The organism is Brevibacillus laterosporus LMG 15441, from assembly GCF_000219535.2.
GTDB classification, from domain to species: Bacteria; Bacillota; Bacilli; order Brevibacillales; family Brevibacillaceae; genus Brevibacillus_B; species Brevibacillus_B halotolerans.
This window is the reverse complement of sequence record NZ_CP007806.1, coordinates 822,130-841,256: the sequence shown is the minus strand read 5'-3', so window position 1 is coordinate 841,256 and position 19,127 is coordinate 822,130. Positions and strand designations below refer to the sequence as shown.

The following is a 19,127-nucleotide window of genomic DNA, read 5'->3' as shown; positions in this document are numbered from 1 at the left end:
TCTTGTCCCCCTGGTTCTATATTTTTGCCACTCGGATGGTTGGCAAGTATTTCGCGATAGTCGTTGGTGTACAAAAACCTTCGGACAAAGCTGTTGCAGTACCACAAGCAATCGCAAACTGAAAAGCTTCTGCCTCTTGCATCTGCTCGCATGTAGCGTATAAAAAGCCTGCAACCACCGAATCCCCTGCTCCAATCGAATTAACTGGCTTACTCTCAGGAAATTCGGCAACGTAAGCGCCTTCTTGGTTTACAAAGACTGCTCCTTTACCTGCCAATGAAACAATGACATTCTCAACTCCCTGATCAATTATGCGCTTAGCATACTGATAGGCTTCCATTGGTGTGGCGATGGTTACTCCAAACAATTCGCCTAGCTCATGATGGTTGGGTTTAATAAAAAATGGTTTTTTGGTTATACCGCTTTTTAAAGCATCTCCGCTAGCATCTAGTGCAATTTGCAAACCTTTCTTTGCAAGAACGTCCATCATTATTTCGTAGGTGTCACTTTTTAAGCTTTTAGGCACGCTTCCTGCTAGCACTAAATAATCATCTTTGTGCAAACTCTGGATTTGGTCCATCAATTGCGCAAACGCTGCTTCTGGAATCTCTGGGGAAACACCACTGATATCTGTTTCTGTCTCCGCTTTCATCTTGACGTTAATTCGTGAATCTCCCTCTACTTTGATAAACGAAGTGGATATATCAAGCGCTTCCATCTCTTGAGCAATAAATTCACCTGTAAATCCACCAATAAATCCGAGGGCCACCGATTCTTTTCCTACATTCTTTAATACCTTGGAGACATTAATTCCTTTGCCTCCAGCCATCTTGATTTCTTTTGTTGCTCCGGTAATTCTTCCTACTTGCAAGCTTGGCAACCAGATGTGATAGTCTATCGAAGGATTAAGACTTACCGTATAAATCATAATTTCACCACTTTGCATCTTGTTAGTTTTCTTACTTTCTCTGCTTCTGTCGGATTTATGCGATCATCTGTAATAATCATCGCTTCACTGATATCCGCTACTTTAGCAAACGTCACCTCTCCATACTTTTGTGAATCACACAGCACATACTTCTCATCTGAATAAGAAAGCGCCAATTGCTTAATATAGGCCTCCTCTGGATCAGGAGTAGTAAAGCCATGTGTCAGATCAAAGGCATTCATACCAAGGAAGCATTTATCAAAGCGATATTGCCCCATTCCAGTGGCAGCCCCTCTCCCAATCACGGCCATCGTACCTGCTTTTAGCTCTCCGCCGATTAGAATAATCTTGCAATCATATTGGCGGGCAGTCAGGGCAATATTAAGACCGTTCGTAACAATTACGATTTGTTTAGCTGTGATGTGGTGAATCATCTGTTCTGTTGTCGTACCTGCATCTACATAAATGGAATCCTTATCCTTGATGAGAGAAGCAGCATAAGCAGCAATCGCTACTTTTTCTTGTTCACTTTTCTTTACCTTTTCTAGCACAGTCGGTTCTTCAAGTTTGCGATGTAAGATGGATGCTCCACCATGAACGCGCTTTAAATAACGCTTTTCCTCTAATTCGCTTAAATCTCGACGAATTGTGGATTCAGATGCATTCGTGGTATTTACCAGTTCATGAACAGTAACGACTTCTTTTTCTTTGAGTAAAGCCAAAATGAGCTGATGACGTTCTGGAGTTAACATTCTATTGTCGCTCCTTTAGTAAAAATCACACAATTGATCGTTTGTGATTAATACTCGATCGTTTTTAATTGTTTGTGATTGTTTTTGATTATATACATAATCCTTCTACAAATCAACGGTAAGCTCTTACAAATCTCGTCCATTTCTTGACAGCTACTTTTTTCTTGCACAAACCCGTGCTGACTTCTATTTTTCATTTGCAAAAAGAACGATGGTTTTGCACAATTTGCAGGTCCATTTTATAGCCTTTGCACAGTTTCCTATTATAATAGGAAGAAACTCGGTTTTTTTGATCAAAAAAATCGCTTTCGTCATCCGTGAATAAAGCAATTTCTCTTCCTTTGCACTCTTTCATTTATGCCCGTATTTTACTCAGATTTTGCAAACTTCATCCAAAAAATACCTTCCTCTAATCAATATACATTTTATATGTAGGATTTTGGGCTTTCCCCGATGAAAAAGGCTAGTTTCACCTAAAGCGAAACTAGCCTTCCTTATTTGTTTACTATTTTATCTATTGAAACAAGGTAATCATTTTTCCAAGAATAATCCCTACAATTCCAAAGTCAGCGTCGCCGAATGTAGAACCCTCAAAGCCTAGACCACCTAGTACAGGTAATAATAGGGCTGGCAAGAGAGAGATCAATAGTCCATTTACAAAAGCACCGATGATCGCACCTCGTCGTCCACCTGTAGCATTTCCATAAACACCGGCCGCAGCACCTGTAAAGAAGTGACCAACAACACCAGGTACAATAACCTTGAGCCCAATCACTGGCAGGATAAACATGGCGATTAAGCCTGCCACAAAACTAGATAGGAAACCAATAATCACAGCGTTTGGTGCAAATGGGAAAATAGTTGGGCAATCGAGAGCTGGTTTTGCATTTGGTACAATTTTATCTGCAATCCCTTTAAAAGCAGGAATAATTTCTGCAATCAGCATACGTACACCAGCAAGCACGATATACACACCGGCTGCAAAAGTGATTGCTTGAATAAAGGAATATACAATGAAGTTTTGACCATTAGATAGTTGGCTCTCGATAAAGCTTTGTCCAGCAAATGGTGCAATAATCAAATACAAGAGCGCCATCGTCAAAGAGATAGAAATCGAGGTATCACGCAGGAAGCCAAGAGATTTTGGAACTTTAATATCCTCGGTGGATTTTGCTTTATTACCAAACTTTGCCCCAATAAAGCCCGCTGTTAGATATCCAAATGATCCGAAATGACCCATGGCGAAATCGTCCGAACCAGTTACTTTACGCGTATATGGTTGCGTCATTGCTGGAGATAAAACCATTAAAGCTCCCAATAAAACTGATCCAATAATAACTAATGGTACACCTGTAAAACCACCTGTGGATAATACTGCGGATAACAGACAAGCCATGAACAGCGTATGATGCCCCGTTAAGAAGATATATTTAAACGGAGTGAAGCGGGCAAACAAAATATTTGCTACCATACCAAAGAACATGATCATCGCTGTTTCTTTCCCAAATGTTTGTTGGGCAATGGCTACAATCGCCTCGTTATTGGGAATAACCCCGTTAATATGAAAGGCTTCTGTGAATATTTTGCTAAAGGCATCCAAAGAGCCAATTAAAATACTAGCTCCACCACCTAGAATAATAAAACCCATAGTGGTTTTCAAAGTGCCTGCGATGATATCAGCTATATTTTTCTTTTGGAGCAACAAGCCGAATAAAGCGAAGAGTCCGACCAAGATTGCAGGTGTTCCTAAAATATCATTCATCAAAAAGTCTAGCATGGACAATCCCTCCACTTTTCTTTTTCATGGTGCCATAAAGAGGAATCCAAACACTTCTAGCTTTAGAAGTGTTTTTTCAGGACTTCACGAATTTCGTTCTGATCCAGAATGTTGGTTAGGCCTTCAACAACACGTGAACCATCTTCAAGATTACCCACGATATCTTTAGAGCCTAGATACAGATCAGCTCTCTCTGTTTTACTAGAAGCCAAGTCGGTATGGGATACCTCCGCTTCAAGGCCTAGCTCTCCTAAGATTTTTTTCACGTTCATTTCCACAATGAAGCTACTTCCTAGACCGTTTCCACATACAACTAAAATCTTTTTCATACTTAATTCCTCCTCAAATGTCATTGTTATAGTTACTGATTGTTTTAAACCTGAATAAGCTGAAGAATCTCTTCAATAGAATCTGTTGTTAACAGGATTTGTAAAGAATTTGGATCAGATAATACTTCTGTCAATTGAGATAGTGCACCTAAATGGGAGTCATTATCCGTAGCTGCGAGCACAAAGAGCAATCTTACCCGATGCTCTGCTTTTTCTGAAAAGGAGACCGGTTTATGACATTTCAGAAAGCTCATGCCTACTCTGTTGACGCCGTTCTCAGGACGTGAATGAGGAATAGCAATGTCTGGCGCAATCACTACATATGGCCCCAGCTCCTTCACATTATGGATCATAGCCTGAATATAGGAGTCTTGAATGCTCCCATCATCTAGTAACGGTTGAGCAGCTAGACGTATCGCATCCTCCCAAGTAGGAACCTCCTCAATAACTTGAATGCGGTCTCTGGTTAATAGTTCACGTAGCATGGTGATCCTTTAACCTCCTTCCCCATGTTCCAGTGCTTCTTAGTGCTTCATCCTTATTGGAACCACTTTTGCACCTAACTAACAAAATTAATGTTAGCGCTTTCTATAGATATTTTATAATTATATCAATCGCTTTATGGCTTTATTATATCGCCTAGCTGTTGAAAGTTTTAGTCCAAATGTTCGTTATACATTTGTGCAAGAATTAGACTGAAATTGTACAAATCATTGCACGAAACTATACCCAGGTCTTTCCTCCCTTCTTTTTGCAAACTGTTTCATTTCACGAAATTACACTTTTCATTTATTTCAGACTATTGTATATTTAAACGAACCAATCTAATATAACAACAATGATATGAACTGACCTAAGTAAAAAATGAAAGTTAGGAGATGAGAAAGATGTATCAACACATTCCTACTGCTCATTCAGTCAGAAAATTCAATTTCTTGTTGTTAGCCTTCGTTCTTTTTGCAAGTATTTTCCCAGCTATTCTACCAGCTAGCGTCTCTGCTTCGCCGATCTGCTCAGCTGTCTGGGATAGTAAAACAATTTACACCAGTGGACAACAAGCTTCCTACAAGGGTCATGAATGGACAGCAAAATGGTGGACACAGGGTGAAGAGCTAGGTACCAGTGATGTGTGGCAGGATCTTGGCGTTTGCTCTACTAATCCCACTAATCCACCTGATCCTTCTAATACTCCTCCTACGGTACCTACCAATCTAGCTGTAACAGCAAAAACCTCCACAAGTGTTTCTCTCACATGGGCTGCTTCTACCGATGATAAGCAAGTGATAGGCTATACGGTTTATTATAACGATAATTTGCAAGCGGTTACAAAAACCAATGCTACGATCACCAATCTGACTCCCAATACCACTTACACATTTACAGTAAAAGCAAAAGACAATCAAGGCTTGGAGTCTGAGGCTAGTCAACCGTTAAAAGTCACTACAGATACAGACACTTTACCACCTGAGCCAGCCACCCCTTGCCGTCCAGCAGGTCTATATGATTCTGGCGTAAAAAACATTCCTTATTGCCAAGCATATGATCAGGATGGACGTGAAAAGCTAGCCAATGATTCTAAACGACGAATAATTGGCTACTTTACAAGCTGGAGAACGGGGAAAAATGGACAATCCAAATATTTAGTCACCGATATTCCGTGGAAAAGCCTAACACATATCAACTACGCTTTTGCACATGTTGACAGTAATAACCGCGTATCTGTTGGTTCCCCCACTGATCCAGCCAATCCAGCGCTAGGCTTAACTTGGCCAGAGTATCCCGATGCCCTAATGGACCCATCCCTGCCATATAAAGGACACTTCAATCTGCTAACACAGTGGAAGAAAAAAAATCCTGGTGTAAAAACCCTTATTTCCGTTGGAGGATGGGCTGAATCAGGAGGATATATTGATGAGAATGGCAAGCGAATTGCTTCTGGAGGCTTTTACACGATGACGACTAATGCAGATGGCTCCGTCAATCAAGCTGCAATTGACACATTCGCTACCTCTGCTGTTGATTTTTTACGCAAATATAATTTTGAAGGAATCGACATCGACTACGAATACCCAACTACAATGAATCAAGCCGGCAATCCATTAGATTGGCAATTTTCCACTCCTCGCTTAAAAGGACTAATGACAGGCTATAACGCCTTGTTAAAAACCTTGCGAGTCAAGCTGGATCAAGCATCTGCTGAGGACGGTAAATATTACATGCTAACCATAGCCTCACCTTCTTCTGCCTATTTGTTGCGTGGAATGGAGTCTTTCCAAGCTTTGAAGTATCTCGACTATGTGAATGTGATGTCCTATGATCTTCACGGGGCTTGGAATGAATTCGTTGGTCCTAATGCTGCATTATTTGATGATGGCAAGGATGGAGAGTTAATTAAATACAACATTTATAACACGCCTCAATATGGCGGCATTGGCTACCTCAATACAGATTGGGCTTACCATTACATGCGTGGGATGATGCAGGCAGGACGAATCAACATCGGTGTGCCCTATTATACTCGTGGCTTTCAAAATGTTGTGGGAGGAACAGATGGGCTATGGGGAAAAGCTGTGGGTAAAAATTGCCCAACTGGACTAACCGCTTGCGGGGATGGCGCCACAGGTATTGATAACATCTGGCATGATAAAGATGAGAATGGCAAAGAGGAAGGGGCAGGCTCAAATCCAATGTGGCATGCCAAAAATCTCGAAAAGGGCATTGCTGGCTCCTATTTGAAGGATCATGGGATTGTAAATCCAGTGTTGACTGGTACCTATAAGCGTAACTATGATTCTACTCTTGTTGCCCCATGGCTTTGGAATGCTGAGAAGAAAGTTTTTCTATCTACTGAGGATGAACAATCTATCGGCGCCAAAGCAGATTATGTTATAAAAAATGGGATTGGCGGCATTATGATTTGGGAATTGGCAGGTGACTACGACTGGTACAAGGATCGCAATGACGGTAAAGGAGAATACCACATGGGTTCTACTTTAACCAAATTGATGCATAGTAAATTTTTAATAGCAACCCCATATGATGCTTCAAATAGTAAAACCCCGCTACCAGCCGATAAACTAGCCCTAAAAATAGAAGTCACTGGCTTTCAACTAGGAGATCAAAACTATCCAATCAATCCTACGCTAAAAATAACCAATAACAGTAATCTAACTATCACAGGCGGCTCCGTCATTGAGTTCGATGTTCCTACTTCTACCTCAGCCCAATTTAGTAGCTATGGCGGGGATAGTGTAAAACTAATCTCTGCTGGTCATACGGGGCCAAACGTCGGTGGATTAAAGGGTAATTTTCACCGTGTGGCAGTCACCATTCCTACTTGGAAATCAGTAGCGCCTGGACAAAGCATAGATGTGAGCATCGTTTATTACGTGCCTATCAGCGGTCCTACAAATTATACCATTACAATTGACGGCAAAAAATATGCGGTTACTGATAAGTAAGGACATGGGTGCTTTGGCTGATATGACTACGTTTGGAAATAAAGGAGTTTATTTGAGCTTAATCTGAATTGGCGTCCATAAAACCAACAGCCGGTATCCCTGTATGGATTACCGGCATTTTTTTATTCCTAACTCATATTTTTGTTAACAAGCCATAAAATCTTTCCTTATGAAAGGTAGAGAAAACCGAGCTGCAAGCATGTCCCAGCATTGCCTTATTGCGCTGTTGGGACATTGCTTTATGATTCTTTTAACTGTACTCAGGCTCCATTTTTCCTCTAACAACTTCCATTAAGCTTCATTGGATGTTTCAAAGGATGTTTCAAAATTTCCTTTTCGTCTCAGAAGAAAAATTATAGACTTTCCACCTAGTAGGCTAGTTTTTCTCTATAATTGGATATATCTCAATGATCCCTTGAAAGGTAGTCATATAAGGTTTTTTTAATTGATCAAGGGCAAGCGCATCAGCCAAGATTTCTTCATTCCTGTTAGCAAAAACAAATAAAAATTGACGTTGTTCGTTTTTATAGATGTCCGATAATATCTGATCTTCTATATTAATGGAGGTAGCTTGATTTTTAGTTACAGGAACATCTTTTGCAAGTAGGCTAGTATTCCCAAATTCGTCTGCCCAAATTATATCGAGCTTTGTATCATATGGTAATGGCTTTACTTGTAACCCTTTCACTTTCTTTGTAGTGTATCGCTTATTATTCCTATTCATGTATTTCGGTTCAGCGAACTTATCCCCCATCCAGGATAACGTAGGGAGTAAAGAAATATTTCGTGTGTCATAATTTTCAGGTAACGAGAATTCTTGTTTAGCAATTATCTCTTTCGTTATTTGAGTATCCATTCCATTTGAGACAAAAAATCGCACTAAGCCAAGATTTCCACCGTTATATCTTTCTAATTGATTAGAAATAGTTATTGGAAAAATAGTTAGTTCCTTATCGCCTGTTGTTGAAAATGGAATCGATACAGGTAGCTTTACTGTGGTATTGCTCTTTACCGTTACTTCAATTCCAATTTTTTTATCATAACCATCAATATTAATTGGTATGTTTATGTTCCCCTGATAAGCAAGTAGCCTGTATCTAATATCTTTTTTTGAATTATTATCAAGAATAAATATACCTGTTATTACATTAGATGAATGTATATCAAGAAACGTATATTTTTCATCCTGTACCTTTATTTGACTTTTCCATCTTTCATCTGGAACAAACCCCGTTGCAGTAGTAAAAGAAGCGGATTCAACAGGGCTATTATGTAGTAAAGTATGTTCACTTTTGGAAAATTTTTCACCCTGAATAACCAAAATATCATCTTGTTTATATTTAACATGTAAATACCCTTCATTTGAGCAAGCTGTAAGCATCAAATTTAACATTAACACTAACGATAGGAGCATCCAATAATTCTTTATTTTCATTCGTACAGAATACCTCCCATTTCAAAAAGTTATTTAACTTACATAGAAGTTTTTCTAAACGTCACCAACCATTATTAGTGGTACTTTCTAGCGCTTAGAATATTATATTATCACTTCATTTTCAATTAAATGTTAAAAAGGTATGATAAAATCATACCTTTTTTGCTACTATTTATTTTACAAATTTATCTGCGGTAGCATCATCGTATAAAACTCCATCATAAGTTGCAGTGTGAACAGTTACACCTTCAAACTTGTTCTTTTTCCACTTATTTGAGAAATAACTTTTCTCAGCTGTTGCAGTCAACTTACCTATTGCAATCGCTTTATCACTTTCCCCTAAGCTTTCACCATCTTTAAATAAACCTGTTGTTGCTGAAACAACTGTACTTAAAGTTTTACCTTTAGTTTTCCCCGTTGATTTTACTTCACTGTCAGAGGATGATAGTTTTGTTTTTCCTGTGGCAAGACTTTTAAAGTCAAACCCTTGACTACTAAAACTATTTGTATAAACGTTTACTGACAATTCAATTTCACTAGATAAATCACTAGTAGGCCATTTTTCGAAATCAACTTCATAGTTTTCAGTCACATTTCTTTCTAAAGATAGTTCATTTGATTCTGATGCTAGAACATTTCCACCCGTAGTAGGGATCACGAGCAAAGCAGAAAGACTTAAGACTGTCATAATCCTTTTCATGTTAATCCTCCCAAAAATTTATTTTATCCCTTTCACCCATAACCATTAATAGTTAAGCTAAACCTTTTAGAACCATTGCATTAAGTATTTTTTCCTGTGACATTGTACTTTCGCCACTACTTCAAAAATGGTAAAATTAGTATGAGTAATATTAGCCTATTACTCATGTTGAATGGGACGTTCAGGCTTATCTATTACTTGAAGAACGTCCCTATTTAAGAATAAAATTTCTTATAACAATTCCCCCTTTCAAAATGCTTACTATAAGTATATCAGCCGTCGCTAGAAATCTTCAAAATTTTTACATTTGCGACACTATAAAATTATCGACAATATATTACATTTAATGTCGAAACTATTTTTCATAATCTCTCAAGAAACGCCCTTCTTGCCTCATTTATTATTTTCTATCTATAAACTTCTCGTATTAGAGACATACAGAATCCTCTTTTAGCTAAAAACTCTATTTATCGTAGAATATCTGAAAACTAGCTGTAAAATCATTAACAACAAAAAAACGCTAAATCCATAGCGTTTTTTCCTAAAAAGGTTTAAGTTGATTAATGCCCTGGGTCTTCGTTATAAACTTTGGAAGCGGAATACTTTTCTGAGTAAACTCCCATAAATTTATCATAAACAATAAATGTAAGTGATAAGAAGGTTGAAAAGATAATAGTAGAAATTACAATTTTCTTCATCATTATTCCCTCTTTTCTCCCATGGTAACTTCATTATACAATTCGTTCAATTTTCCTGCAATTTCAAATTTAGTTTGTTTTTTGAAGAATGCGTGGTAATAAAAAATCTCCTTGGAACATTCAATAATATCCTTATACGAACCTATCATAGCATAATAGGATATACTTTGAAGAAGTTGTTCTATACCTAAATCGAATTGCCCATTTTCAATAAGAAAAGTTCCTTTAAATTTATAGTACATACCTGCCTGAGCATATTGGTGTGGCGTAACTGGATTAAATGAAAAATCGTTTTCCTCAGACTGTATTAGTTTTCTGATTAGATCGACATTTTTTGATTTAGATAGAGCTTCTAGCAGCCTGTTTAATCGATACAAGCGTCTAATACCTATAACTTCTTCTAAACATTCCTGCAATAAAGGAATAGCTTTTTCATAATCACCTCTTTGTGAAAGAATTATGGCTCGATAATAGTTTATACATCTAATAATGAAATGATATTTCTTTTTTTCACATTCATCTAAATGTAAATGAAGACTGACATGGTCTTCGAGTTCTACATAAGAATTACACATTGCCAATGCTACACTTTCTTTAAGATCATTTTTTGTTTTGTCTTTTTCCATCCCCATTTGACCAAATTTAATACACTTTTCATACTTTTTAATGTTATGTGCGTGAAGTGCCATACGATAATAAAAAGTTATTTGTTCGTCAAGGGATAAAAAGTCAACATAGTAAGCTATTTCTTCTCCATCTTTATATGACTCTTCAAGTCTCTTAAAATCCTCTCTCTCAATCAAATATTTTTGCAATAATCCTTTAGCTATATACTTTGGTACTCCATGTTGCCTGGCATATGTGATTATTTCACCATAAAGTAATAGCTTAATTTCGTTGTTTAAAATAGTGTCAACAAAATTATACAGACGCTCTAATGATATATATGTATCCTCATTGGGAGATGCAAGCACTTTTTGAGCCACATTAGGGATTAATTGAAACTGAGAAACCTCAATCGCTTCTAAAATTAGTTCCTGTAAAACCTCGGCACGTTGTTCTATTTTAATATAATGTTCAACAATTTCTTTATAAGGAAGTTCTAGAACGTCGGCTATAGCCTTGATTGTTTGTAATTTAGGTTGCTTGGTTTCACCATTTTCAATTCTCGCCAAAGCACTTTTGTGAACTCCCGATAATCTTCCCAACTCAGATAAACTTATTTCCATGTCTTCTCGTTTCATTTTTATTAGTTCCCCCAGAGATGTATAATGTAAAGTTTGATTTCCCCCCATTTATACCCCTGCCTTCACCTATTTGGATTAACAATATAGAATTATTTATTACTTCAGTTGTCATATTAATAATCATATACGTATCTTCACATATTTAGATAATAATAACTCACTTGTATATTAATGTAAATAATTATAAAGAAAATTGTTCTTCATAATGATTTGAAAGCTATAAATTAATTCCCCCTCTTATAATCAAAAATAAAAGCCACCTCGCTTTTTATGCTTGGTGGCTTCATAATGGAAACTCGGTATTACTTTACTTGTAGATTATTCAGATGAACTTTGGCAATAAAATTTACTCTCTACTCTAACCTAATTACCCTAACACTCAAAATATTCAATATCATCCTTGTAGTTGTCATATGCTACTTTATACTCCATAACGCGAGCTACTTCAGAAATAAAGGTTTCATCATAGCCTGCTCTTCTTAACAAATGAAAGCCCATTTCCATACCAGAAGCAATCCCGCCTGCGGTTATCATTCTTCCAGTATCAACTATACGAGCACGACTGATTTTGCAAGCTGGTGCAATTTCAGCTAATCGATCGATTGGTACCTTGCCCATGTCCGTAGCCTCCAAATGATCTGGCTCTTTACGATTTGTTGCAGGGATACCATCCAGAAGCCCCATTCTGCCGTAAATCCATGAGCCTGTACATACACTTGTAAGCAGAGCTGTTTCAGGAAGAGATCGAATGTATTGGTGTAGTCGCTTATTATTCGTTTCCTGTCGGGTACCAAAGCCACCAGGAATTAAAAAGGCATCCAAATCAGGCATGTCATTGAAGCTGTAGTTGGGGTGTACAGTTAATCCCGCTTGCGTTTGAATTGGTTTCATCGCGTCTGCTACAAGAAAAACATCCAATTCAGGGTCAAATCTTCGTGCTACCGAAAATACGCCGTAGGGAGCTGTGTAATCAATAACCTCTGCGTCTTTAAAAATGTACACGCCTAATCTAAATCCTTGTTTTTTGTTCATGTTTTGTTTCCTCCTTTTGGATCGTCCTGCTTTTGAAATCGTACTTTCTTCTGTACGAGAGTTACTATATCATTGAATTACCGATTTTACTTATGAATGTTTACGATATGATCCATTTCGATTCCCGATACCATGGAGGTAGATATACAATGATTGAATTACTGGAAGGGAAGTTCTTTCAGACATTTATTGCAGTAATAGAAGAAAAGAGCTTTAGTCGAGCCGCTGAGAAATTAGGCTATGTTCAATCTACTGTAACTAGTCATATTCAGTTATTGGAGCAAGCCTGCAATCAAAAATTGTTTCATCGATTATCCAGAGGTGTAAAACCTACAGAAGCGGGTGTTAGACTTGCTACATTTGCGTATCAATTTATACATTTAGGTATGTCCTTAGAGCATGCAATGAACGAATTGGATCAACCGCAGGGAACGATACATATTCGTATGCAGGAATCCTTTTTCTTAACACGTATGTCCTCCTTTATCCAACAATTTATGAATCAATATCCACGGATAAAAGTAAGACTAGAAGCGGGATTTCAGCCGGATATTCTGAAGAGGGTTTTAGATCACGCTGTAGATTTTGGCATTGTTCCGCAAAATCCCAATCGCAATGATCTGATTTTCCACCCACTTTTAGAGGAAAAGCTTGTTTTTATTGCCTCGGATGCCTTGGCGCAAAGAGTTGAATCTAGTGGATTGGATATGTTACACGATGAAATCGTAATAAGCTTTGGAACTAGTTGCCTATACCACACTCAAGCTAGTAGGATTTTGCAGGAGGCTGGAATTGAGGGAAATAGTGCATTAGAGTTTCCAAGCATAGAAATGATTAAGCAAGCTGTGAAATGTGGCATTGGCTTTGCATTACTTCCAGAAATATGCGTAAAAAAAGAACTAGAAGAAAAAGAGTTCCAAACGCTACCACTATGCCCGCCCATTTACTCAACACACGGGCTTATTGTCCATAAGGATAGAGAGCTACATTTTCCTGCTAAATTATTTAAGTCCCAAGTCGTTGAGCATTTTTCGATAGAACAGTAGGCCGTCTAACGTAAGTATGATACAAAGATATACAAATGAGGGGATAAAAAATAGAGTGCCTCCAGTAGCTCCGACTGGTTATGCACTCTATTACGACTGACTGAAGTAAATTAGTGTACCTAGCAATTTTAGCTTGTTCTTATTCATGGCATCTCCCCATGATAATGGTGTTATAATATTTACCGTCAGACAGGATTTTGTCTTTTTTTAGTATGCCTTCTATTTCAAAGCCAAGCTTTCTATAAAGGGCAATGGCTTTATCATTCGTTTCTAAAACATTCAATGTAATTTTTTTAATATCATTCGAGTCAGCCCAAGCAATAGATTCTTTTAACAGATTTTTGCCTATGGCAAATCCCCAAAACTCCTTTAAAACGCACACACCAAATTCTATTTTATGTGAGAATCTTTTCAACTGATTTCCTTCGCATCTGGAAAACCCGACGATCTGATCATGAACGACCGCAACTAAAAATAAGTTTCTTTTATTTTCAGTATCTGCTTTAATTAATTGTTCAAAACCTAATGGATCAATGAACGCCTCCCCTTTTTCCCTGTCTAAATTTTCAGTCTCCCCATCTATCTGTAATCTAAGCTTAGACAAAGCTTTCGCATCTGTTTCGGTTGCAGATCGAATCGTATAGCTTAGCCCTTTTATATCAAATTCTTGTTTGTTAATGATCATGATATGCTCCATTCGTATTCGATATGGTAAATATTTATAAGCTTAGTCTATCATATGTCACCATACTTGCGAATAATCAGCTATCCACAAAGCTAGAACAAATCCAGTTAATTGGGTGATAGTCGCCGTTTGCCAAGTTCCAATATCTCGACTTATCCTAGAATTCGCGACTCCTTGCAAGGTAATACAAGCCCCGCCTAAAAATGCGAATAGGCTCCCTCTCATTTTCTCTCTCCCCCAATCCGATTCTCTATTATTAAATGATAATCCGTATTTTTTGGGAAGGACATATGTCCCTCACAGCTTGCGGTTATTGCGCATAGGGGGGAGGATTCCATCTAGGGCTTATAGCTATGGTAACTCTTCACAGCAAAAAAATAGGACTCCTCTCAAAGAAAATCGAGATGAGTCCTTCACGTATTCGAACGATAAACAGCACATGCCACCAGAGGTCCTACCAGTATCACTCCGTAGTTGGTTGCTAGCTGAAAATTTTTCCTGGGTTTAATATTCCTTTAGGATCAAAGGCTTTTTTTACAGCTAACATGGAATGAAATGCTTCGCCATGCTCTGTTTGCTGGTATTTTCGTTTCCCCAGCCCTACACCGTGCTCTCCCGTACATGTACCACCGCGTGCTAAGGCATATTCAACTATACGGGTATTCGCCGCTTCTGCACGGGCAAGCTCTTCGGAATCAAGTGGATTTAATAAGAGTAGCGTATGGTAATTACCATCACCAATATGTCCAACCACTCCGCCCTCAAAATTTAATTCTTGCACGACTTGTTGTGCATTACGTACTGCACCAGCCAGTTCGGATAACGGCACACATACATCCGTCGTCATAACACGCTTTCCTGGTACGGAATGAGCAAAAGCATAGTACAAATGATGCCTAGCCTCCCATAATTGCGCCCGGGCCTTTGAATCTATCTCCTGCTGAAAATGCAGGCAGCCTTTCTCTAACGCTAATTCTCTAGCAAATTGTGCATCCTGCATCAATCCTGCTGTATTTCCATGGAACTCAAGAAATAAGGTGGGCGTCACTTCGTATGAGGTATTTTTATGGCGATTCATTTTTTGAATGGATAATTCGTCTACCAGCTCCATTTTAGCAACAGGAATTCCTACAGAAAGAATAGTCACCGCTGTCTGAACAGCACTTTCCACATCAGGAAATGTAGCTCGAACGGCCATCATTTCCTCAGGAATACCGTACACGCGTAAGGTCAGCTCAGTAAATACACCCAATGTCCCTTCAGAACCAACGAACAGACCATTTAGATGGTATCCAGATGATGATTTAGCTGCTAAACCACCGGTATGAATAATGCTTCCATCAGCTAATACGACTTCTAGGTCACGCACCTGATCACGCATAACACCATATCGGACAGCAGTAGTACCACTAGCATTTGTCGCGGCCATTCCACCAAGCGTAGCATCTGCCCCTGGATCAACAGAAAAAAACAAGCCGTATTTTTTCAGTTCTTTATTTACTTGGGTCCTAGTTATTCCTGGTTGGACACGTATCAACAAATCATCTGGCCGGATCTCCAGAATTCGATTCATTCGTTGAAAATCTAAGGATATTCCTTTCTTCACAGGAATCACATGTCCTTCTAAACTGCTTCCGCTACCAAATGGAACCACAGTTAGCTCACGGTCGTTAGCAAAAGCAAGCAGACGTGATACATCTTCCCTTGATTCAGGAAACACCACTACATCAGGTAAAACAGGGGTGTGATAAGATTCATCTTTGCTATGTAGCTCTAAAACACTCTCACTTATAGAAACCTGATCATCTCGAAATAACTGCCGTAAATCATTTAGGTCATTCATTTGAATTCCTCCTAAATTACTTTTGACAAGTAGCACCAGATGTTAGTTCTATTATAAGAGAGGAAGGAATGTTTCAGTTATAAATTTCGAAACATTCCTTCCTATAGATAGTTCATTACATGGATTTATGTAGTTTTCTTATTCCATTCTTATCCGATCGCTTTGCAATCGGAAATCACCAAATTCAATTCGCTCGACAAATCTATTTCAAATGAAGGTAATGAAACATGTGCTTTATTTTCTAAAAGACGAACAATAGGTCGTGAAGGCATACCCGGATTATTTTTCACAACGACACCTGAATAGCCTGAGCTTAACGTTACAAACATGCCCACAGGATATAAATAGATGGAATTACGGAACGCTTGCAATACCTTCTGGCAAAATTGGGTGCCTGAGCCTGCAAATAAAAATTCCATGGCATCGTGCGGTAGCATCGGCTTTCGATATACACGCTGGCTCGTTAAAGCTTCGAAGACGTCACACACTCCAATGATTTTCGCAAATAAATGAATATCTTTTTCCTGCAAGTTATGTGGATACCCATTTCCATCCATACGTTCGTGATGCTGATAAGCGCATTGTGCAACGATCTCTGGAATTGCTGGCAGTCGTCTCAACAAAGCAAATCCTTTGCTTGCATGCGTCTTCATTATGTCATATTCTTCATTCGTTAGTGAATCCGGCTTCTGAATGATCTGAGTTGGGATCATCAATTTCCCTACATCATGTAAAAGCGCCCCTAAGCCTAAATCTGTGATTTGCTGCTTATTCAAGCCCATTCTCAATCCAACTAATACACTATAAATCATTACATGAAAGGAATGAACAAATATGCTTTTATCAAAAACACAAATCCTTCCTAGTAAGTCCATGATCATTGAGTTATTCTTGCATGTATAAATTAAATCTGCCAGCATCTCCTGAGCGCTGGAGCCCATTTGTTCTCCTGCGATAGCTTTAGAGTAGGAATTATCCAATGTGGTATGCACAAAATCTATGGCTTCCTTCCTTGCTTGTCCAGATATAACATCCTTAGCAGGAGTATCCGCTATATTTTTATGTTGAACATGGATGGAATTGTGTCCAAACAAACTTTGAGTGAAAGTTCCTCCATTGTCCGTCGAAATCGAGCGATTGCTACTATAAATATCGCTTGAAAGCCTCATACCAGAACCACTGTGATTTTGAGAAAGTAACTGCATGTATATTTATAAATCCTCCCTAAAAGCTGACATTGCATAAGACTTTATACCTAAGTCGTAATACATATATTACATATGAATTGATTTTCCTATCAAGTGCATTAATTACCGTTACTAAAGGTAATTTTTTTCTTCCTTGATCATGTCATCTCTCACTATTCATTTTGATGATGCCTTTCCTGTATGCAAGGCCATCCATTTTTATGCGTTTTAGACCTCTACTCATGGACTCTCACAGAAAAAAAGACGTTCTCTCTCATTATGATTGAAAGAGTAAACGTCTTTTTCACATTCACAGGTATATTATTTATCGTCGTTAATAAACTGCTGAAGGGTATGAAGGTTACGTTGAGATAAAATGGATTGAACACGAATAACCGGAATGGATTGTATATCAATAGGAATAGTCGTAATGATTATATCTATACCTAGCGTTTTGATTTGTTCCTCTGTTATATCATACAAATACTGATCTAATATTTGTAATTTCTCGCCAAACCTTTCTCTTAAAATAGCCTCCATATATCGTTTCCAGCTTGTCCCATCACCAGATATAATAAGAGCCTTTTTAGATCTAGGCTTAAATGAAATCATAGCTTCTATTTGCATGGTGACATTAGCAATTTCATCATCAATGATATGATCTGCCATCCCGTATTTTTTTGCCCATTCATTATATATTTCTTGCACCTGTAAAAACGTTTTACGGTGCTTTTCTCTAATATATTTGGTAATAGATTTTTCCTTTACTTTTATCGTAGAGAAATACTTTAGGGTATACATGGTTCGCTTAAAGTAATCGATTAAGGTAAAAACAAATTCCTCATCATGAATCAATGGCTTGTTGATTTTATTTTCAAGCATATGAATGAAATCTTTCATATATATGAATACTTGTATTTTTCCTTCATGAAAATATTGAAGTGCTTCCCTTTTTACTTTGCCGACATCCTTATACACATGCTTAGAAGCCTTAATAACAATCGTCATAATGATTTTGTCCTCTGTTGTTAAAGAGATATTATACTCTGAGGTTAACTGATCGAGTATCGTGGATATTGTATGGTAATAAGGTGTCTCAATATTATAGTGAGAAATGGGATTGTCTAAATTGATTTGATAGCCTTGTTTGTTTCTTTTTAATACAATCGCTAAAAAATAGGAGAGCTTGTGCCTATCGTATACATCAAAAGTAATGCCTAATCTCTCTTCAATCTCGTCTAAGTACCGCATGCATACTTCCTCGTATTCTGTAAACGGCCATTCTTTATTGGTATAAGAGCTAGTATATAGTTCAAAAAACATCATGATGATTTGAAGTTCATTCCCCACAATTTGGAGGGGATTTCTTTGAAGCTGTAATTTATAGGTCTTTAAATGTTTTCCTACCCTTCTTAGAACGTTTTGAAGAGAAGGTCCTTGGATAAATAAATGTTCGGCTAATTGGGAAATGGTTTTACAATTTCCTTCAAGCAATTGCTGAAATACTTGAAAAGTAAACGAATCTCTTACAAATAAAGATATCACTTCATTTACAGAGGAGCTTTCCGGTAAAAATAATTGGACTCCCTTCCCTTTTATAGAACTAATCTCCCAGCCAGGCGGCAAAAAATCCTTCAATATGGAAATTTCCTTGGCAACAGTCTTATATGAGCAACCTATTTTTTCTGATAACTCCTGAACTGTAAACCATCTATTTTCTCCACCGAGGAGCTTCATAATTTGAATTTGGCGATATCTTTCTTTTCTCATGTCCATCTATCCCTAAAGGGACTCCTTTCTTATGGTAAAAATAGCTTCTACCAATCATGCAAATATACTCTCTCATCTTTGGCGGTACATAGTAACTTCATACTAATTAATACAGAATAAATGAGAAAAGGTTTCACTTATATCTAACTAAATCATTATATAGGAAAAAGCCCTTTACTCCTGTTGGCAAAACCAGGAATAAAAGGCTTTTCCTATCTTCACATTAACATAAATGAC

The 19,127-nt window shown here is 37.8% G+C and carries 15 protein-coding genes and 1 pseudogene; 2 read left to right on the top strand and 14 right to left on the bottom strand.

The features are described from left to right. Positions 1-16 precede the first annotated feature (16 nt). From pfkB to BRLA_RS04220, 5 genes are all read right to left on the bottom strand, one after another. Positions 17-928, bottom strand: a complete 912-nt coding sequence (gene pfkB / locus BRLA_RS04240; protein ID WP_003335292.1) for a 1-phosphofructokinase — start codon at positions 926-928, stop codon at positions 17-19. Beyond that, the gene (locus BRLA_RS04235) at positions 925-1,680 is read right to left on the bottom strand and encodes a DeoR/GlpR family DNA-binding transcription regulator (RefSeq protein ID WP_003335293.1); all 756 of its coding nucleotides are present in this window, start codon (positions 1,678-1,680) and stop codon (positions 925-927) included. The genes pfkB and BRLA_RS04235 overlap by 4 nt, the downstream gene beginning before the upstream one ends. Positions 1,681-2,194: 514 nt before the next feature. Continuing rightward, on the bottom strand, positions 2,195-3,457 hold the full coding sequence (locus BRLA_RS04230) for a PTS ascorbate transporter subunit IIC (RefSeq protein WP_003335296.1): 1,263 nt from the start codon (positions 3,455-3,457) through the stop codon (positions 2,195-2,197). A 62-nt stretch (positions 3,458-3,519) separates the two neighbouring features. Next, positions 3,520-3,786 carry a PTS sugar transporter subunit IIB gene (locus tag BRLA_RS04225; RefSeq protein ID WP_003335297.1) on the bottom strand — a complete coding sequence of 89 codons (267 nt, stop codon included), beginning with the start codon at positions 3,784-3,786 and terminating at the stop codon, positions 3,520-3,522. A 44-nt stretch (positions 3,787-3,830) separates the two neighbouring features. Further along, entirely contained in the window at positions 3,831-4,271 is a 441-nt protein-coding gene (locus BRLA_RS04220) for a PTS sugar transporter subunit IIA (protein WP_003335298.1), read from the bottom strand. A gap of 402 nt (positions 4,272-4,673) precedes the next feature. Between BRLA_RS04220 and BRLA_RS04215 the strand changes: the two genes are divergently transcribed. Next, positions 4,674-7,247, top strand: a complete 2,574-nt coding sequence (locus BRLA_RS04215) for a glycosyl hydrolase family 18 protein (protein ID WP_003335299.1) — start codon at positions 4,674-4,676, stop codon at positions 7,245-7,247. A gap of 376 nt (positions 7,248-7,623) precedes the next feature. On the opposite strand, the gene BRLA_RS04210 is transcribed toward BRLA_RS04215, so the two are convergent. The 4 genes from BRLA_RS04210 to BRLA_RS04195 all read right to left on the bottom strand — a co-directional run bounded on the left by BRLA_RS04210 (position 7,624) and on the right by BRLA_RS04195 (position 12,359). Continuing rightward, complete coding sequence (locus BRLA_RS04210) at positions 7,624-8,682, bottom strand: hypothetical protein (RefSeq protein WP_003335300.1); 1,059 nt, start codon at positions 8,680-8,682, stop codon at positions 7,624-7,626. Positions 8,683-8,854: 172 nt separating this feature from the next. After that, positions 8,855-9,382, bottom strand: coding sequence for a hypothetical protein (locus BRLA_RS04205; RefSeq protein ID WP_003335301.1), 528 nt, complete (start codon positions 9,380-9,382; stop codon positions 8,855-8,857). 700 nt (positions 9,383-10,082) lie between these two features. Next, complete coding sequence (locus BRLA_RS04200; RefSeq protein WP_003335303.1) at positions 10,083-11,375, bottom strand: helix-turn-helix domain-containing protein; 1,293 nt, start codon at positions 11,373-11,375, stop codon at positions 10,083-10,085. Positions 11,376-11,699: 324 nt separating this feature from the next. Next, positions 11,700-12,359 carry a DJ-1/PfpI family protein gene (locus tag BRLA_RS04195; protein WP_003335304.1) on the bottom strand — a complete coding sequence of 220 codons (660 nt, stop codon included), beginning with the start codon at positions 12,357-12,359 and terminating at the stop codon, positions 11,700-11,702. A gap of 149 nt (positions 12,360-12,508) precedes the next feature. Between BRLA_RS04195 and BRLA_RS04190 the strand changes: the two genes are divergently transcribed. Continuing rightward, complete coding sequence (locus BRLA_RS04190; RefSeq protein ID WP_003335305.1) at positions 12,509-13,405, top strand: LysR family transcriptional regulator; 897 nt, start codon at positions 12,509-12,511, stop codon at positions 13,403-13,405. 139 nt (positions 13,406-13,544) lie between these two features. Here BRLA_RS04190 and BRLA_RS04185 read toward each other — a convergent pair whose 3' ends face one another. From BRLA_RS04185 to BRLA_RS04170, 5 genes and pseudogenes are all read right to left on the bottom strand, one after another. Then, positions 13,545-14,090 carry a GNAT family N-acetyltransferase gene (locus BRLA_RS04185; RefSeq protein WP_003335306.1) on the bottom strand — a complete coding sequence of 182 codons (546 nt, stop codon included), beginning with the start codon at positions 14,088-14,090 and terminating at the stop codon, positions 13,545-13,547. 81 nt (positions 14,091-14,171) lie between these two features. Continuing rightward, a pseudogene (locus BRLA_RS22990) lies at positions 14,172-14,315 on the bottom strand (DMT family transporter); the annotation flags it as partial. Positions 14,316-14,571: 256 nt separating this feature from the next. Beyond that, the gene (locus BRLA_RS04180) at positions 14,572-15,933 is read right to left on the bottom strand and encodes an FAD-binding oxidoreductase (RefSeq protein WP_003335308.1); all 1,362 of its coding nucleotides are present in this window, start codon (positions 15,931-15,933) and stop codon (positions 14,572-14,574) included. Positions 15,934-16,082: 149 nt separating this feature from the next. Continuing rightward, positions 16,083-17,138, bottom strand: a complete 1,056-nt coding sequence (locus BRLA_RS04175) for an HD-GYP domain-containing protein (RefSeq protein ID WP_003335309.1) — start codon at positions 17,136-17,138, stop codon at positions 16,083-16,085. Between the two features lie 303 nt (positions 17,139-17,441). Continuing rightward, positions 17,442-18,890, bottom strand: coding sequence for a BglG family transcription antiterminator (locus BRLA_RS04170; RefSeq protein WP_003335310.1), 1,449 nt, complete (start codon positions 18,888-18,890; stop codon positions 17,442-17,444). Positions 18,891-19,127: the final 237 nt, after the last annotated feature.

Excerpts from the sequence above, each read along its gene's own strand:
- BRLA_RS04235 (WP_003335293.1), bottom strand. The coding sequence starts at position 1,680 with ATGTTAACTCCAGAACGTCATCAGCTCATTTTGGCTTTACTCAAAGAA.
- BRLA_RS04190 (WP_003335305.1), top strand. The coding sequence starts at position 12,509 with ATGATTGAATTACTGGAAGGGAAGTTCTTTCAGACATTTATTGCAGTA.
- BRLA_RS04170 (WP_003335310.1), bottom strand. The coding sequence starts at position 18,890 with ATGAGAAAAGAAAGATATCGCCAAATTCAAATTATGAAGCTCCTCGGT.
- BRLA_RS04210 (WP_003335300.1), bottom strand. The coding sequence starts at position 8,682 with ATGAAAATAAAGAATTATTGGATGCTCCTATCGTTAGTGTTAATGTTA.
- BRLA_RS04180 (WP_003335308.1), bottom strand. The coding sequence starts at position 15,933 with ATGAATGACCTAAATGATTTACGGCAGTTATTTCGAGATGATCAGGTT.
- BRLA_RS04200 (WP_003335303.1), bottom strand. The coding sequence starts at position 11,375 with ATGGGGGGAAATCAAACTTTACATTATACATCTCTGGGGGAACTAATA.
- pfkB (WP_003335292.1), bottom strand. The coding sequence starts at position 928 with ATGATTTATACGGTAAGTCTTAATCCTTCGATAGACTATCACATCTGG.
- BRLA_RS04215 (WP_003335299.1), top strand. The coding sequence starts at position 4,674 with ATGTATCAACACATTCCTACTGCTCATTCAGTCAGAAAATTCAATTTC.
- BRLA_RS04185 (WP_003335306.1), bottom strand. The coding sequence starts at position 14,090 with ATGATCATTAACAAACAAGAATTTGATATAAAAGGGCTAAGCTATACG.
- BRLA_RS04175 (WP_003335309.1), bottom strand. The coding sequence starts at position 17,138 with ATGCAGTTACTTTCTCAAAATCACAGTGGTTCTGGTATGAGGCTTTCA.
- BRLA_RS04195 (WP_003335304.1), bottom strand. The coding sequence starts at position 12,359 with ATGAACAAAAAACAAGGATTTAGATTAGGCGTGTACATTTTTAAAGAC.
- BRLA_RS04230 (WP_003335296.1), bottom strand. The coding sequence starts at position 3,457 with ATGCTAGACTTTTTGATGAATGATATTTTAGGAACACCTGCAATCTTG.
- BRLA_RS04225 (WP_003335297.1), bottom strand. The coding sequence starts at position 3,786 with ATGAAAAAGATTTTAGTTGTATGTGGAAACGGTCTAGGAAGTAGCTTC.
- BRLA_RS04220 (WP_003335298.1), bottom strand. The coding sequence starts at position 4,271 with ATGCTACGTGAACTATTAACCAGAGACCGCATTCAAGTTATTGAGGAG.
- BRLA_RS04205 (WP_003335301.1), bottom strand. The coding sequence starts at position 9,382 with ATGAAAAGGATTATGACAGTCTTAAGTCTTTCTGCTTTGCTCGTGATC.